Origin of the sequence: Streptomyces sp. NPDC002463 (genome assembly GCF_042889835.1) — a bacterium.
In the GTDB taxonomy this organism is placed as follows: domain Bacteria; phylum Actinomycetota; class Actinomycetes; order Streptomycetales; family Streptomycetaceae; genus Streptomyces; species Streptomyces nymphaeiformis.
The window spans coordinates 116,580-130,902 of the sequence record NZ_JBIARL010000010.1 but is presented as its reverse complement, the minus strand read 5'-3'; the positions used below and the strand labels follow the sequence as shown (position 1 = coordinate 130,902).

At 73.2% G+C, this 14,323-nt stretch carries 13 protein-coding genes; 7 read left to right on the top strand and 6 right to left on the bottom strand.

The window, feature by feature from the left end; all coding sequences use genetic code 11:
* Positions 1-110 precede the first annotated feature (110 nt).
* Together ACFYX3_RS21305 and ACFYX3_RS21300 are read left to right on the top strand one after the other, a co-directional pair.
* A complete protein-coding gene (locus tag ACFYX3_RS21305) occupies positions 111-662 on the top strand; it encodes a helix-turn-helix domain-containing protein (RefSeq protein WP_116161910.1) in 552 nt (183 codons plus the stop codon).
* Complete coding sequence (locus ACFYX3_RS21300) at positions 659-1,480, top strand: helical backbone metal receptor (protein WP_389015532.1); 822 nt, start codon at positions 659-661, stop codon at positions 1,478-1,480. Before ACFYX3_RS21305 ends, ACFYX3_RS21300 begins: the two co-directional genes overlap by 4 nt.
* Here the strand turns inward: ACFYX3_RS21300 and ACFYX3_RS21295 are convergent.
* A complete protein-coding gene (locus tag ACFYX3_RS21295; RefSeq protein ID WP_389015529.1) occupies positions 1,407-2,567 on the bottom strand; it encodes a TDT family transporter in 1,161 nt (386 codons plus the stop codon). The genes ACFYX3_RS21300 and ACFYX3_RS21295 overlap by 74 nt on opposite strands.
* A gap of 70 nt (positions 2,568-2,637) precedes the next feature.
* Between ACFYX3_RS21295 and ACFYX3_RS21290 the strand changes: the two genes are divergently transcribed.
* The gene (locus ACFYX3_RS21290) at positions 2,638-3,579 is read left to right on the top strand and encodes a LysR family transcriptional regulator (protein ID WP_389015526.1); all 942 of its coding nucleotides are present in this window, start codon (positions 2,638-2,640) and stop codon (positions 3,577-3,579) included.
* A 54-nt stretch (positions 3,580-3,633) separates the two neighbouring features.
* Here ACFYX3_RS21290 and ACFYX3_RS21285 read toward each other — a convergent pair whose 3' ends face one another.
* Positions 3,634-5,265 carry an amidohydrolase gene (locus tag ACFYX3_RS21285; RefSeq protein WP_389015523.1) on the bottom strand — a complete coding sequence of 544 codons (1,632 nt, stop codon included), beginning with the start codon at positions 5,263-5,265 and terminating at the stop codon, positions 3,634-3,636.
* A 91-nt stretch (positions 5,266-5,356) separates the two neighbouring features.
* Positions 5,357-6,115, bottom strand: coding sequence for a TetR/AcrR family transcriptional regulator (locus tag ACFYX3_RS21280; protein WP_389015520.1), 759 nt, complete (start codon positions 6,113-6,115; stop codon positions 5,357-5,359).
* Positions 6,116-6,182: 67 nt separating this feature from the next.
* On the opposite strand from ACFYX3_RS21280, the gene ACFYX3_RS21275 reads away from it, so the two are divergent.
* A complete protein-coding gene (locus tag ACFYX3_RS21275) occupies positions 6,183-7,622 on the top strand; it encodes a purine-cytosine permease family protein (protein ID WP_389015517.1) in 1,440 nt (479 codons plus the stop codon).
* Between the two features lie 54 nt (positions 7,623-7,676).
* On the opposite strand, the gene ACFYX3_RS21270 is transcribed toward ACFYX3_RS21275, so the two are convergent.
* The 3 genes from ACFYX3_RS21270 to ACFYX3_RS21260 all read right to left on the bottom strand — a co-directional run bounded on the left by ACFYX3_RS21270 (position 7,677) and on the right by ACFYX3_RS21260 (position 10,676).
* Entirely contained in the window at positions 7,677-8,360 is a 684-nt protein-coding gene (locus tag ACFYX3_RS21270; RefSeq protein ID WP_389015514.1) for a gamma-glutamyl-gamma-aminobutyrate hydrolase family protein, read from the bottom strand.
* A gap of 35 nt (positions 8,361-8,395) precedes the next feature.
* Positions 8,396-9,829 (bottom strand): ethanolamine permease, encoded by a 1,434-nt coding sequence (gene eat, locus ACFYX3_RS21265; RefSeq protein WP_116161918.1) that lies wholly within the window; start codon positions 9,827-9,829, stop codon positions 8,396-8,398.
* Positions 9,830-9,947: 118 nt separating this feature from the next.
* Complete coding sequence (locus ACFYX3_RS21260) at positions 9,948-10,676, bottom strand: FCD domain-containing protein (RefSeq protein ID WP_116161919.1); 729 nt, start codon at positions 10,674-10,676, stop codon at positions 9,948-9,950.
* Positions 10,677-10,765: 89 nt separating this feature from the next.
* On the opposite strand from ACFYX3_RS21260, the gene ACFYX3_RS21255 reads away from it, so the two are divergent.
* The 3 genes from ACFYX3_RS21255 to ACFYX3_RS21245 are packed head-to-tail and all read left to right on the top strand — an operon-like array spanning position 10,766 to position 14,311.
* The gene (locus tag ACFYX3_RS21255) at positions 10,766-12,130 is read left to right on the top strand and encodes a glutamine synthetase family protein (RefSeq protein ID WP_389015509.1); all 1,365 of its coding nucleotides are present in this window, start codon (positions 10,766-10,768) and stop codon (positions 12,128-12,130) included.
* A 28-nt stretch (positions 12,131-12,158) separates the two neighbouring features.
* Positions 12,159-13,532, top strand: coding sequence for an aldehyde dehydrogenase family protein (locus tag ACFYX3_RS21250; RefSeq protein WP_389015506.1), 1,374 nt, complete (start codon positions 12,159-12,161; stop codon positions 13,530-13,532).
* Positions 13,529-14,311, top strand: a complete 783-nt coding sequence (locus ACFYX3_RS21245; RefSeq protein ID WP_093876989.1) for a 3-oxoacyl-ACP reductase — start codon at positions 13,529-13,531, stop codon at positions 14,309-14,311. The genes ACFYX3_RS21250 and ACFYX3_RS21245 overlap by 4 nt, the downstream gene beginning before the upstream one ends.
* The last annotated feature ends 12 nt before the right edge of the window (positions 14,312-14,323 follow it).

Sequence of the window (14,323 nt, the reverse complement as noted above, 5' to 3'; positions counted from 1 at the left end):
TCGCCGAACGTGTTCGGCGACCACCCCTTTTCGTCACGACGCGAAACCCCGACCCAAAGCTGCGTAAGGTTCAGGTAACCGACCGGTACGAGCAGAGGGAGGGAGCCGACATGGACGAGAAGGAAGCACCCCGCGTGGGCGCGGCCGTCAAGAGGCGCCGCAGAGCGCTCCAGCTGACCCTGGCCGTCGTCGCCTCCCGCAGCGGCCTCTCCGTGCCCTTCCTCAGCCAGGTCGAGAACGAGCGCGCCCGCCCCAGCCGCCGCTCCCTCGAACTCGTCGCCGAGGCCCTGGAGACCACCGCCGGCGAACTCCTCGCCGCCGCCGAGGCCTCCCGCACGGTCGACGTCGTACGGGCCGGGGAGCGCACCCCGGGCATGCCCCCGGGCGTCCGCGCGCTGGTCCGCGGCCGCCACCAGCTGCACGCCCTGGAGTTCACCGGCGAGCAGGACGCGGGGCGCGAGTTCCAGCACCGGAACGACGAACTCCTCTACGTGGCCGACGGCGCCGCCGAGGTCGAGGCCGAGGGGCGCGCCCACCGGCTCGGCCGCGGCGACACGTTGTATCTCTCCGGCGGGGTACGGCACCGCTGGCGCGCCACCGAGCCCGGCACCCGCCTCCTCGTCGTCGCCATCGGGGACCACGTCGAGGCCGAGGTGGAATGACGGCCGTCCGGGGGACCGTGCGGAGGGTCGTCTCCCTCGTGCCGTCCCTCACCGAGACGGTCGCCGTGACCGCGCCCGGCCTCCTCGTCGGTGCGACGGACTGGTGCAGCCACCCCGCGGGGCTCGACGTCGCCCGCGTCGGCGGCACGAAGAACCCCGACGTCGCGGCGATCGCCACGCTCCGGCCGGACCTCGTCCTCGCCAACGAGGAGGAGAACCGCGCCCCCGACCTCGACGCGCTGCGGGCGGCCGGAATCGACGTCCTGGTCACGGAGATCCGCACCCTCGACCAGGCCTTTCGGGAGCTGGAACGGGTCCTGGCGGCGTGCGGGGCGCCTGCGAGGCCCCGGTGGCTGGTGGAGGCTGAGGAGGCCTGGGCGGCGGTGGAACCGGTGGAGCCGGTCGCCTCCGGCGGGCTGGCGGAGCCGGCCGGCGCCGCGGGACCGCTGGAGCCGGTCGCCGCCGCCGAGCCGCCGGTGTCCGTCACCGCCGTCGTGCCGATCTGGCGGCGGCCCTGGATGGTGCTCGGGTGTGACACCTTCGCCGGTGATCTGCTCGCCCGCCTCGGCGTGCGGAATCTGTACGACGGCCACCCCGAGCGCTATCCCCGGATCCCGCTCGACGAGCTTCGCACTGCGCGCCCCGACCTCGTCGTCCTGCCCGACGAGCCCTACCGCTTCACGCGCGACGACGGCCCCGAGGCCTTCCCCGGGACCGCCGCCGCCCTCGTCGACGGACGCATGCTCACGTGGTACGGGCCGTCACTGGCCGAGGCGCCGCGGGTGCTGTCCTGGGCGCTGCGAGCAGCGCACCGCTGAACAGCCCGCGCACGGTGTGGAAACCGGCCACCAGCCAGGCCGCCACGAGGAGCACGTACAGGCCGATCGCCAGCCATCGGAAGGCGTCCAGACCGGTGTGCCGGGCCAGTCCCTCGGCGCCGGTCACACACGTGCCGACCGGGAAGGTGAACGCCCAGAAGGTCATCGCGAAGCCCATGCCCCGCCGCCGCGCCCGCAGCACCATCGCCCCGGCGAGCGCCAGCCACAGCAGCGCGAAGCCCGTCACGGGCACCCCGTAGAGGACGGCGAAGGAGGCGAAGCCATGGGCGTACGGGGCGGGCAGCACGCCCGCGGCCGCGTCGGCGAACTTGTTCGCGGCGGTCGTCGACTGGCCCAGCGGGCCGAGGACCAGGAAGAGGGTCGGGGTCAGCGCGAGCGGCAGCGGGCCGCCGGTGACGAGCCGTCCGAAGACCAGCGGCAGCATGACCAGGGTGGCGAGCAGGCTGACGCCGAACAGCGCGTAGCAGCCGATCAGCAGGGTCTGCTGGGCCTGCCCGGCGGGCAGATGGGGCACGAGCAGCGGGCCGAGCGCGGCGGAGACCATGGGGGCGACGACCGGCAGCAGCCACACCGGCGAGGCGCCCTCGATCTTGTGGTGCACCACCATGAGGTACGGGATGCCCACCGCGGCCGCCAGGCCGATCACCGTTCCGGCGGTGAACAGGACGGTGTCGAGGGCGACGGCCGCCGGGAGCCCGATCCAGTCGCGGCCCACGATCATCGCCCCGCCGCCGACCGCGAGCAGCGCCATCGACAGACAGCCGTAGAACGGCGCCGTCGCCGGGTCCATCAGGTGGGCGCGGGCCTGGTCCCGGTGGCGGGCCCAGTGCGTGGCGCGGGCGGCGAGCAGGGTGAGCAGCATCGCGAGCGACAGGGCCCAGACGGCGGCGCAGGCCGTACGGAGACCGGGGACGTCGAGGGGGAGGGCGGCGCCGGCGTTGGCGACGACGGCCGTGCCCATCACGGAGGCGTACCAGTTGGGTCCGAGGTGGCGGACGGAGCGGGTCGCCCGGGCGCCGGGGGTGGTGGCGCGAAGAGCGGGGACGGAAGGTGCGAGGCTTGCCATGTGTCGATCGTTTCGCGCCGGAACGGCCCCCACCAGGGACGTTGTGACTATGAGGCCATAAGCTGACCTTATGAGCAGCGAGCCGGGCGCGACGCCCACCCCCCTCCTCCACCGGGGCCTCTCCCACCGGGTGCCCGACCTAGGCGCGCTCGAACTGCTCCTCGCCGTCGCCCGGCACGGCAGCCTCGGCGCGGCCGCCCGCGAGGTCGGGATCACCCAGCCCGCGGCCAGCAGCCGCATCCGCTCGATGGAGCGGCAGCTCGGTGTGGCCCTCCTCGACCGTTCGCCGCGCGGCTCCCGGCTCACCAACGCGGGCGCGCTCGTCACCGACTGGGCGCGGCGGATCGTGGAGGCCGCGGAGGCCTTCGACGCGGGCGCGCAGGCGCTGCGCGGGCGGCGGGACTCGCGGCTGCGGGTGGCCGCGTCGATGACGATCGCCGAGTACCTGCTGCCGGGCTGGCTGATCGCGCTGCACGCGGAGCGCCCCGACACCGCGGTGTCGCTGCAGGCCGGGAACTCCGCCGCCGTCGCCGAACGACTCTTCGCCGGCGAGGCGGACGTCGGCTTCGTCGAGGGGCTCGCCGTGCCGGACGGCCTCGACGGGGTCGTCGTCGCCCACGACCGGCTCGCGCTCGTCGCCGCGCCCTCGCACCCGTGGGCCCGGCGCCGCAGCCCGCTCGACCCGGCGGAGCTCGCCGCGACCCCGCTGGTCCTGCGGGAACGCGGCTCGGGAACCCGCCAGGTCCTCGACGCGGCGCTCTCCGCGCACGGGGGGCTCGCGCAGCCGCTGCTCGAACTCGCCTCCACGACCGCGGTGAAGGCGGCGGCGGTGAGCGGCGCAGGGCCCGCCGTCCTGAGCGAGCTCGCGATCACGGAGGAACTGGCGTCGCGCCGCCTGGTCGCCATCCCGGTGAAGGGGGTCCTCCTCCGCCGGGACCTCCGCGCGGTCTGGCCGGCGGGCCACCGTCCGTCGGGCCCGGCGCGGGACCTGCTGTCGCTGACGCGGGGCTAGGGCCCGTCTTTCGGATCAGGATCGGACAGGCCCTGGGCGCGGGGCGGTGTCCCGTCAGAGATCGGCCGCGCGGAACGTCACCCGGCCCGACACCGTCGTCAGGCGGATCGGGACGCTCGGGAGGTCCGTCGACGGGGTCGTCAGGGGGTCCGCCGCGAGGGCCGTCAGGTCGGCGCGGTGGCCCACGGCCAGACGGCCCGCCTCGTGTTCCTCGCCCGCCGCGTACGCCGCCGCCGTCGTGATCCCCCGCAGTGCCTCCAGCGGCGTCAGCGCCTGCTCCGGGCCGTGCGGCGCCTGGCCGAGGTCACGGCTCGGGCGCCGGTGCCGGGCCCCGGCCATCACGCCCAGCGGCGGGAACGGCGCGATCGGCCAGTCCGAGCCGAGGACGACCGTGGCCCCCGACTCCGACAGGTCCCGGCAGCGCCACGCGCGCGCGGCGCGCTCCTCGCCGAGGCGCCGCGACCAGTTGTCGGTGTGGTCGGCGCGGGTGAAGTCGCAGCAGTGCGTCGGCTGCATCGACGCCAGGACGCCCAGCTCCGCGAAGCGGCGCAGCGTGTCGTCCGGAACCGTCTCGATGTGCTCGACCCGGTGCCGTACCGCACCACCGTCCCCGCCCGCCCGCGCCTTCTCGACGGAGTCGAGCACGTACCGCACGGCCGCGTCGCCGATCGCGTGCGTCGCCGTCGGCACCCCGGCCCGGTGCAGCTCCCCGATGATCCGGGTGTACGCCTCGGGGTCCGGCCAGAACGCGTGCGTGGACTCGCCGTGGCAGTCCGGCCGCTCCAGCCACGCCGTGCCGTTGTCGATCGTCCCGTCCATGAACAGCTTCACGCCCGCGACCCGCCACAGCTCCCCGCCCAAGCCCTGCTGCTCGATCAGCGCGCGTACGCCGTCGGCGTCGGTGCCCGGCTGGCACCAGGGCGCGACCCGGAGCCGCAGCGGCAGCTCGCCGGCCGCGTCGAGCTCCCCGTACAGGGCGAGGCTGTCCCCGTTGGCGTCCATGGCGTGACCGCCGGTGAGACCCGCCGCCGCCATGCCCCGCAGCGCCGCCGCGAGCCGCTCCCGGCTCTCTTCGCGCGTGGGCCGGGGGGCCACCCGCTCGACCAGCTCGCAGGCCGCGTCCTCCTGGAGCAGTCCGGTCGGGCGTCCGTCGGCGTCGCAGACGACCTCGGCGGAGGCCTGGTCGAAGGTGCGGGGGCCGTCGACCCCGGCGAGTTCGAGGGCCCGGCGGCTGGCCAGGGCCGAGTGGGCGTCGAAGAGCAGCAGGAAGGCCGGGATCCCGTCGAGCACCGTGTCGAAGGGGGCGGTGCCGACGGGCCGGTCGCCGAAGACGTTCGGGTCCAGGCCCCAGCCGAACAGCCACTGGCCGCGGTCGAGGTTCCGCACCTCGCGGGCCAGCGCCTCCCGCACGTCGTCGAGATCGACGCAGTACGACAGGTCGAGGCCGTGGGTGAGTTCGGCGCCGGTCACCGGGTGCAGGTGGCCGTCGACGAAGCCCGGGGTGACGACGGCCCCCTTGAGGTCGACGACGGTGCTCGCCGGACCGGCCAGCGCCCGGATCTCGCGGTCGTCGCCCAGGGCGGAGATCCGGCCGTCGTCGGAGACGGCGAGCGCCGTCTCCGGCAGGAACGCCCCCGTGCCGGGGTCGAGCAGACGGGCGGAGTGCAGGACGAGTCGGGTGCGCACGGGTGGCTCCAGGAAGAGTGCGAGGGCGTAGGGGTGGCGGGGTCGGTGGGCGCGGCTCGATGCCGGTGGGTGGGTGACGGCAGTGGGTCGCCTAGGCCGGTCGGGCCCGGCCGGCCGGACCGGTCGGCTCCGCCGGTTCGCTCGGCTCGGCCGGATCGGTCGGCTCCGCCGGTGCGGTGGGCTCGGCCTGCTGCACCTGTTCCGTCGGCTCGCCCGGCATGCGTACGTCCGTCAAAGCCCCGTACCGCAGACCGAGTTCCCGTTCCGCCGTCGTCACCGCCATCCGGGTCACCGCCTCCGGTCGGTCGCTCCGGTCGGTGTTGGCGTGGGCGCCGAGGCCGTCGAGGACGACCAGGATCTGGATGGCCGCCGCGCGCGGGTCGTCCGTGCGGAACTCGCCCCGTTCGACGCCCTCGCGGATGAGGTCCGAGAGGCGGTCGTCGGAGGCGAGCTCCTGCTCGGCGACCCGGTCGCGGAGCACGGGCCGGTAGCGGCTGAGGTGCCGGGCGTTGATCCACAGGCGGCTGATGTCGTCGTACGCCTCTCCGCCCGAGAGGGCGAAGTAGCGCGCGAGGTACTGCGTCGGGGACCCGTCCGGGCGGTCGGCGGGCAGCAGGGCGTCGAGCTCTCCGGTGGCGGCGACGCTGAACGCCTCGGCGACCAGATCCTCCGCCGACGGGAAGTAGTGGCTGATCAGACCGGGTCGTACGGCGAGCTCCTCGGCGATGCGCCGGAGCGTGACGCACTCCAGGCCCTCGGTGAGGGCGACGCGGGCCGCGGTCTCGACGATCTCCGCCCTGCGGGCCTCGGGCGTTTTCCGAATTCTCTTGCGCTGGACGCTTGACGGCATACCGGCGATGCTATTGAGTGTGCGACCAATAAGCAACCAGGTGGGCTACACGCATCCGGAGGGCCGCATGGCTTCCACGATTCCCGACCCCGGCGCCGCCCGCGCCGAGGTCACCCCGGCCGCCGACCGGCCCGGCCGCATCGAAGCCCACGGCATCGATCACATCCCGGACAGCGAGCGCCACGGACACCCGCGCGAGCTGTTCTCCGTGTGGGCCGCGGGAAGTGTCAACTACCTCAGCCTCGTCATCGGCGGCGCGCTCGTCCTGATGGGCCTGAGCCTCTGGCAGGCCGTCGCCGTGATCGTCGTCGGCAACCTCTTCTGGGTGATCACCGGCCTCCTGGCCACCTCCGGACCGGCGGCGGGCGCGCCCAGCGAGGTGATCACCCGGGCCATGTACGGCGTCATCGGCAACCGCGTGAACAACGCGATCGGCGGCTGGCTCGTCTCCGTCTGCTACTTCGCGCTCAACCTCGCCGCCGCGGCCACGGCCGCCTTCGCGCTCGTCGAGAAGGTCGGCATCACCGCGACCACGCCCGTCAAGGTGGCGGTCATCGTGGTGATCGCCGCGCTCACGCTGGCCATCAGCGTCTACGGGCACGGCCTGATCATCAAGCTGTACCTGCCGATCACGCTCGCCCTGTCCGGGGCGTTCACCGTCGTCGCCCTCGCCGTCTTCAAGCACGCCGACTTCTCCTACGCGCCCGCAGAGCCGCTCGCGGGCGTCGACCTCTGGGCCCTGATCATCGCGGGCACCACGATGATCGCCTCGGGCCCGCTCTCGTACACCACGAGCGCCGACTTCTCCCGTTACCTGCCCCGAACCGCCTCGAAGAAGGCGGTCCTCGGCTGGACCGCCTTCGGTGCCTTCGCGCCCAGCGTCGTCGTCTCCTCGCTCGGCGCCTTCGCGGCCACGGCCGTCGACATGACCGACCCTCAGAACGCGCTGCAGACGATCCTTCCGGGCTGGTTCGTGCCCGTCTTCCTGCTCGCCCTGGTCCTCGGCACGATCGCCATCAACGCCCTGACCGCGTACAGCGCCGGACTCGCCCTCCAGGCCGTCGGCCTGCGCATCCGACGCACCGTCAGCGTCCTCTTCGACGGCACCGTCGCGGTCGCGGCCACCCTCTACGGCCTGCTGGTCTCCAACTTCCTGGACACCGTCAGCAGCGCCCTTCAGGTGATCGTCGTCCTGATCGGCCCCCTCACGGCCGTGTACGCCACCGACATCCTGCTGCGCCGGAACCGCTACGACGGCCGCGCGCTCTCGGACGAGACCCCCGGCAGCCCGTTCTGGTTCACCGGCGGCGTCAACCGGGCGGGCGCCCTCGCCCTGATCACCGGCGTGGCCTCGGCCGCCCTCTGCGTCAACACCGTCTACACCGGCCCGGTCGCCACGGCGCTCGGCGGGGTCGACCTGTCCCTGCCGGTCGGCATGATCGTCGCCGCGGGCCTGTACGTCCTCCTCGGTCGCCGCGCGGTGGCGGCGACGGCGGCGGACCACTGAGCCGCGGGGCGGCCGGAGCCCACCCCGGCCGCCCCGCACCCCCTGCCCGCGGTGCTACCGGCCCCCCGCCGCCTCCACCAGCCCCCGCATCACGCGCAGGTCCTCGCCCATCTCCGGGTGCCACTGGACCCCGAGCGCCCAGGCCGGTGCGGCCAGTTCCACCGCCTCCACGGTGCCGTCCTCCGCGTGGGCGGAGGGCGTGAGCCCCGCGCCGAGCCGGTCCACGGCCTGGTGGTGGTAGGTCGGGACCTCGGTGAGCTCGGGCACCAGCGAGGCGTACCGGGTGCCCGGCACCGGCTTCACCGCGTGCCGGCCGATCACCCCGACCGCCTCCACGTGCCCGTCCAGGTGCTGGATCAGCGTCCCGCCGAGGGCCACGTTCAGGAGCTGCATGCCCCGGCAGATGCCGAGCAGCGGCGTGCCGGAGGCCAGGGCCGCGTCGATCAGGGCCAGCTCCCAGGTGTCCCGGGCACGGGCCGGCGGGCCGGTACGGGGGTCGGGATCGGCCCCGTACCGTACGGGCTCGACGTCCGCCCCGCCTGCGACGACGAGCCCGTCGAGCCGTGCCAGGACCGCCGCCGCGTCCTCGGGCCCGCCCGGCGGGAGCATCACCGGGAGCCCGCCGCCGTCCCGTACGAGACGCGGGTACTGCGCCGGAAGCAGCGCGGCGGGCATGTCCCACACGCCCCAGCGTGCCTGGTCCAGGTAGGTGGTCACGCCGATGAGCGGCTTGGTCACGGAAGGTCCTCCAGAGGTGCGGAGAGTCGGGTGGGTCAGTCGCGTTCGAGTTCGGCCTCGGCCGCGGCGAGCGCCGCGAACTCCTCCTCGGGCGCCCTGGCCACCAGATGGTGCCGACTGTAGAACGCGAAGTAGGCGAGGGCGATCACGTACACCCCCAGCGCCATGAACGCCGCCGTCCGGTCCACCAGGAAGGTCGCGACGAGCGCCGAGAGGGCCAGGACGAAGGCCACCGACGAGGTCACGATTCCGCCGGGCGTGCGGTACGGCCGGTGAAGCCCCGGCTCGCGGCGGCGGAGCACGATGTGGGAGAGCGCCATCAGGGCGTACGAGATGGTGGCGCCGAAGACCGCGATGTTCAGCATCCGCGCCCCGTTCCCGGTCCCCGCGGCGAGCGCGAAGCCGATCGCGCCCGGGATGAGGAGTCCCAGGTACGGCGACTTGCGGCGGCTGGTCAGGGAGAGGAACCGGGGCAGGTAGCCCGCCCGGGAGAGGGCGAACAGCTGGCGCGAACCGGCGTAGATGAGGGAGAAGAAGGAGGCGACCAGGCCCGCGAGGCCCGCGTAGTTCACGAAGCGGCTGAGCGCCGTCGGCTCCCCGTCGCCCTGGAGCGCCACGACCAGCGGATTGCCCGCCTCCTGCACGGCGGCCGCGCCCCGCGCCCCGGTGGCGGCGAAGAAGGTCATGACGGCGAGCAGCACGAGGATCCCCATGGAGAGCGCGAGCGCCCTCGGCATCGACCGCACCGGGTCCTTCGCCTCCTCGGCGGCCAGCGGCACGCCCTCGACGCCGAGGAAGAACCACATGCCGAAGGGGAACGCCGCCCAGATCCCGAGCAGCCCGAACGGCAGCCAGGAGTTCGCGCCGAAGGCCCCGCCGTCGACCGGGATGTCGTTCAGGCCGTCCACGTGGAAGTCGGTGAACGCGCCGAGCGCGAAGACGACCAGGGCCGTGACCGCGATCGCCGTCACGATCAGGCTGAAACGCAGCGCCTCGCCCACGCCCCACAGGTGGATCCCGATGAAGATCGCGAAGCAGGCCAGGTAGACCGGCCAGCCGGACTCCAGGCCGAAGAGGCCGAGGGACGTCACGTAGTCGCCGATGAAGATGGAGATCGCGGCGGGGGCCAGGATGTACTCGATGAGGATCGCGGTGCCGGTGAGGAAGCCGCCCCAGGTGCCGAGCGCCCGGCGGGCGAAGCCGTAGCCGCCGCCCGCGGTGGGCAGGATGGCGGACAGCTCGGCGAGCGCGAAGACCAGACAGGCGTACATCGCGCCCATCAGGACGGTGGCGACGGCGAGCCCGCCGAAGCCGCCCTTCGACAGGCCGATGTTCCAGCCGGAGTAGTCCCCGGACACGACGTAGGCCACGCCGAGGCCCGTGAGCAGCAGCCAGCCGGCGCTGCCGCGGCGCAGGGCCCGGCGTTCGAGGTAGTCGTCCTTCGACGGCGTGGTGTCTTCGAGCGTCATGGCAGCGTCAGCTCCCCGCAACGGGCCCAATGGATTGGAGCCATACCTTTGCGGTGGCCGACGGGGGAGCGCAACCCCCGTGCGTTACTTTCGGGTTACGCGGGAAGTCATGCCCGGGTCACGTCAGGAAGCCCCGCAGCAGCGCCGCCGTGCCCGCGCAGTGCTCCCGCATCACCTCGCGCGCCGCGTCCGCGTCCCCGTCGAGGACCGCCTCCACCAGGGCCGTGTGCTGGTGCTGGGAGTGCTCCAGATTGCGTACGAGCAGGGGGATGCAGTCCAGGAGGTCGTTCACCGTCGCGCGCACGGCGGCGTACTGGGCCGTCAGCGTCGGAGAGCCGGAGAGCTCCGCGAGCGTGAGGTGGAGCAGGGTGTCCTGGCGGCGGTAATCGGCCAGCGGGGCGTCATGGGTCGCCGCGACGGCCGTCCGCAGCCGCTCGGCGCCCGCCGCGTCGAGGCCGTGGGCCGCGCAGAGTCCGGCGGCCCCCACCTCCAGGACCTCACGGAAGCGCAGGGTGTCCTCCATGTCGACCGTGGCGATCCGGCGGCGCAGCTCGTCCTCGTCGGCCGTCTGGACCCGGGGCAGCACGAACGTCCCGCCGTACCTGCCCCGCCGGCTCTCCACGAGTCCCTGTTCCTGGAGGACCTTCAGGACCTCGCGCAGGGTCACCCGGCTGATCCCCATCCGGTCGGCGAGCTCCCGCTCGGCGGGCAGCCGCTCCCCGCCGGGCACCAGCCCGAGCCGTACCACCTGGAGGATCTGCTCCAGGGCCTCCTCGAAGCCGTTGCCCGCCCGCACCGGCCGCAGCACGGGCGTCAGCCGGTCCGCCGATTCACTCGTACTGGCCACGTTCTCGTTTCCCTTTCTCCAGCACTTCCCAAGCAATGGTCTTCCGCAATACCTTATGGCTCCCGGCAGGCCGAAGGAGGAGCAATCCCGTGGCAGACCGCACACCCCCGCTCACCGTCGAGGAGCTGCGCGCCCTCGTCGAGAGCGGCGAGATCGACACCGTCGTCCTGGCCTTCCCCGACATGCAGGGACGCCTCCAGGGCAAGCGGTTCGCCGCACCGTTCTTCCTGGACGAGGTCCTCGGCCACGGCACCGAGGGCTGCAACTACCTCCTCGCCGTCGACACCGAGATGAACACCGTCGACGGCTACGAGATGTCCTCCTGGGACCGCGGCTACGGCGACTTCGCGATGCACCCCGACCTCACCACCCTCCGCCGCCTCCCCTGGAACGACGCCACCGCCATGGTGACGGCCGACCTCGCCTGGGCCGACGGCACCCCGGTCGTCGCCGCACCCCGCCAGATCCTCCGCCGTCAGCTGGAGCGCCTCGCGGAGCTCGGCCTCACCGCGCACGTCGGCACCGAGCTCGAGTTCATCGTCTTCAAGGACAGTTACGAGCAGGCCTGGGACGCGAACTACCGCGGCCTCACCCCCGCCAACCAGTACAACATCGACTACTCCGTCCTCGGTACCGGACGCATCGAACCGCTCCTGCGCCGCATCCGCAACGAGATGACCGGCGCCGGACTCACCGTCGAGTCCGCCAAGGGCGAGTGCAACCCCGGCCAGCACGAGATCGCCTTCAAGTACGACGAGGCCCTCGTCACCTGCGACCAGCACGCCGTCTACAAGACGGGCGCCAAGGAGATCGCCGCCCAGGAGGGCTACTCGCTCACCTTCATGGCGAAGTACAACGAGCGCGAAGGCAACTCCTGCCACATCCACCTCTCGCTCCAGGACGCCGACGGCCGCAACGTCATGGCCGGGGACGACCCGCAGGGCATGTCCGAGACCATGCGGCACTTCCTCGCCGGACAGCTCGCCGCCCTCCGCGACTTCTCCCTCCTCTACGCCCCGAACATCAACTCCTACAAGCGGTTCCAGCCCGGCTCCTTCGCGCCCACCGCCGTCGCCTGGGGCCACGACAACCGCACCTGCGCCCTCCGCGTCGTCGGCCACGGCCGCTCCACCCGCTTCGAGAACCGCCTGCCCGGCGGCGACGTCAACCCCTACCTCGCCGTCGCCGGCCTGGTCGCCGCCGGCCTGTACGGCATCGAGCAGCGCCTCGAACTGCCCGCGCCCTGCACCGGGAACGCGTACACCGGCGAGTACGCGCACGTCCCGACCACCCTGCGCGAGGCAGCCGAACTCTGGGAGACCAGCGAGATCGCCAAGGCCGCGTTCGGCGCCGAGGTCGTCGCCCACTACCGCAACATGGCCCGCGTCGAACTCGACGCCTTCGACGCCGCGGTGACCGACTGGGAGCTGCGCCGCTCCTTCGAACGCCACTGAGCCCCTTCGAGTCACTGAAAGGAACGCGTTGCTCCAGGTACTGAACCCGGCGACCGAGGAACTCGTCGCCACCGTCCCCGCCGCCACCCCCGCCGACGTCGACGCCGCCGTCGCCCGCGCCACCGCCGCCCAGCGCGGCTGGGCCGCCGCCGCGCCCGCCGACCGGGCCCGGCTGCTCCGCCGCTTCGCCGCCGTCGTCGACGACCACATCGAGGAACTGGCCCGCCTGGAGGTCACCGAGGCCGGCCACACCATCGGCAACGCCCGCTGGGAGGCCGGCAACGTCCGCGACCTGCTGGACTTCGCCGCCGGGGGAGTGGAGCGCCTCAACGGCCGTCAGATCCCGGTGGCCGGCGGCCTCGACATCACGATCCTCGAACCGCTCGGCGTCGTCGGTGTCATCGCCCCCTGGAACTTCCCGATGCCGATCGCCGCCTGGGCCACCGCACCCGCCCTCGCCGCCGGCAACGCCGTCCTCCTCAAGCCGGCCGAGACCACCCCTCTCACCGCGCTCCGCCTCGCCGAACTCGCCCTGGAGGCGGGCCTGCCCGAAGGCCTCTTCCAGGTCCTCCCCGGCACCGGCCCCGTCGCCGGGAACGCCCTCGTCGAACACCCCGGCATCGCCAAGATCGTCTTCACCGGCTCCACCCGGGTCGGAAAGTCGATCATGGCGAAGTGCGCCGACCAGGTGAAGCGGGTCACCCTCGAACTCGGCGGCAAGAGCCCCAACATCGTGTTCGCCGACGCGGACCTGGAGGCGGCCGCCGCCGCGGCGCCGATGTCCTTCCTCGACAACAGCGGCCAGGACTGCTGCGCCCGCACCCGCATCCTCGTCCAGCGGAGCGCGTACGACCGCTTCCTGGAGCTCCTCACCCCCGCCATCGAGGAGATCGTCGTCGGCGACCCCTCCGACGAGCGCACCCAGATGGGCCCGCTCATCTCCCGCGCCCAGCTCGACCGCGTCCGCTCCTACGTGACGGATGCCGCCGAGCACGCCGCAGGAATCCGGGGCAAGGCGCCCGAGGGCCCCGGCTTCTGGTTCCCGCCGACCGTCCTCACCGGCGTCCCCGAGAACGCCCCCTGCGCCGTCGAGGAGATCTTCGGACCCGTCGCCGTCGTCCTCCCCTTCGAGGACGAGGCCGACGCGATCCGCCTCGCCAACGCCACCGAGTACGGCCTGTCCGGCTCCATCTGGACCCGTGACGTCGGCCGCGCCCTGCGCGCCTCCCGCGCCGTCCGGGCCGGCAACCTCTCCGTCAACTCACACTCCAGCGTCCGCTACTGGACCCCGTTCGGCGGCTACCAGCAGTCCGGCCTCGGCCGCGAACTCGGCCCCGACGCCCTGACCGCCTTCACCGAAACCAAGAACGTCTTCATCAGCACGGAGGGCCCCGCACTGTGAGCAACGAGATCATCTGCCGCCGCCTCGTCGGCCGTACCGCCGTCATCACCGGAGCCGGCAGCGGCATCGGCCTCGCCACCGCCCGCCGCCTCGCCTCCGAAGGCGCCAACGTCGTCTGCGGCGACATCGACGAGACCGCCGGCAAGGCGGCCGCGGAGGAGGTCGGCGGCACCTTCGTGCAGGTCGACGTCACGGACCCGGAGGAGGTGGAGAACCTCTTCAAGGTCGCCTTCGACACGTACGGCTCCGTCGACATCGCCTTCAACAACGCCGGCATCTCGCCCCCCGACGACGACTCCATCCTGGAGACCGGACTGGAGGCCTGGAAGCGGGTCCAGGACGTCAACCTCACGTCCGTCTACCTCTGCTGCAAGGCCGCCCTGCCCTACATGCGCCGCCAGGGCAAGGGCTCCATCATCAACACCGCCTCCTTCGTCGCCATCATGGGCGCCGCGACCAGCCAGATCTCGTACACCGCGTCCAAGGGCGGCGTCCTCGCCATGTCCCGCGAGCTGGGCGTCCAGTTCGCCCGCGAGGGCATCCGCGTCAACGCCCTCTGCCCCGGGCCGGTCAACACCCCCCTCCTCCAGGAGCTGTTCGCCAAGGACCCCGAGCGGGCCGCGCGCCGCCTCGTCCACATCCCCGTCGGCCGCTTCGCCGAGGCCGAGGAGATCGCCGCCGCCGTCGCCTTCCTCGCGAGCGACGACTCCTCCTTCGTCAATGCCAGCGACTTCCTCGTCGACGGCGGCATCTCCGGGGCGTACGTGACCCCGCTCTAGGCCTCACCGCCG

Coding starts and splice junctions, on each gene's coding strand:
- ACFYX3_RS21305 (WP_116161910.1), top strand. CDS start 111: ATGGACGAGAAGGAAGCACCCCGCGTGGGCGCGGCCGTCAAGAGGCGC.
- ACFYX3_RS21300 (WP_389015532.1), top strand. CDS start 659: ATGACGGCCGTCCGGGGGACCGTGCGGAGGGTCGTCTCCCTCGTGCCG.
- ACFYX3_RS21295 (WP_389015529.1), bottom strand. CDS start 2,567: ATGGCAAGCCTCGCACCTTCCGTCCCCGCTCTTCGCGCCACCACCCCC.
- ACFYX3_RS21290 (WP_389015526.1), top strand. CDS start 2,638: ATGAGCAGCGAGCCGGGCGCGACGCCCACCCCCCTCCTCCACCGGGGC.
- ACFYX3_RS21280 (WP_389015520.1), bottom strand. CDS start 6,115: ATGCCGTCAAGCGTCCAGCGCAAGAGAATTCGGAAAACGCCCGAGGCC.
- ACFYX3_RS21275 (WP_389015517.1), top strand. CDS start 6,183: ATGGCTTCCACGATTCCCGACCCCGGCGCCGCCCGCGCCGAGGTCACC.
- eat (WP_116161918.1), bottom strand. CDS start 9,829: ATGACGCTCGAAGACACCACGCCGTCGAAGGACGACTACCTCGAACGC.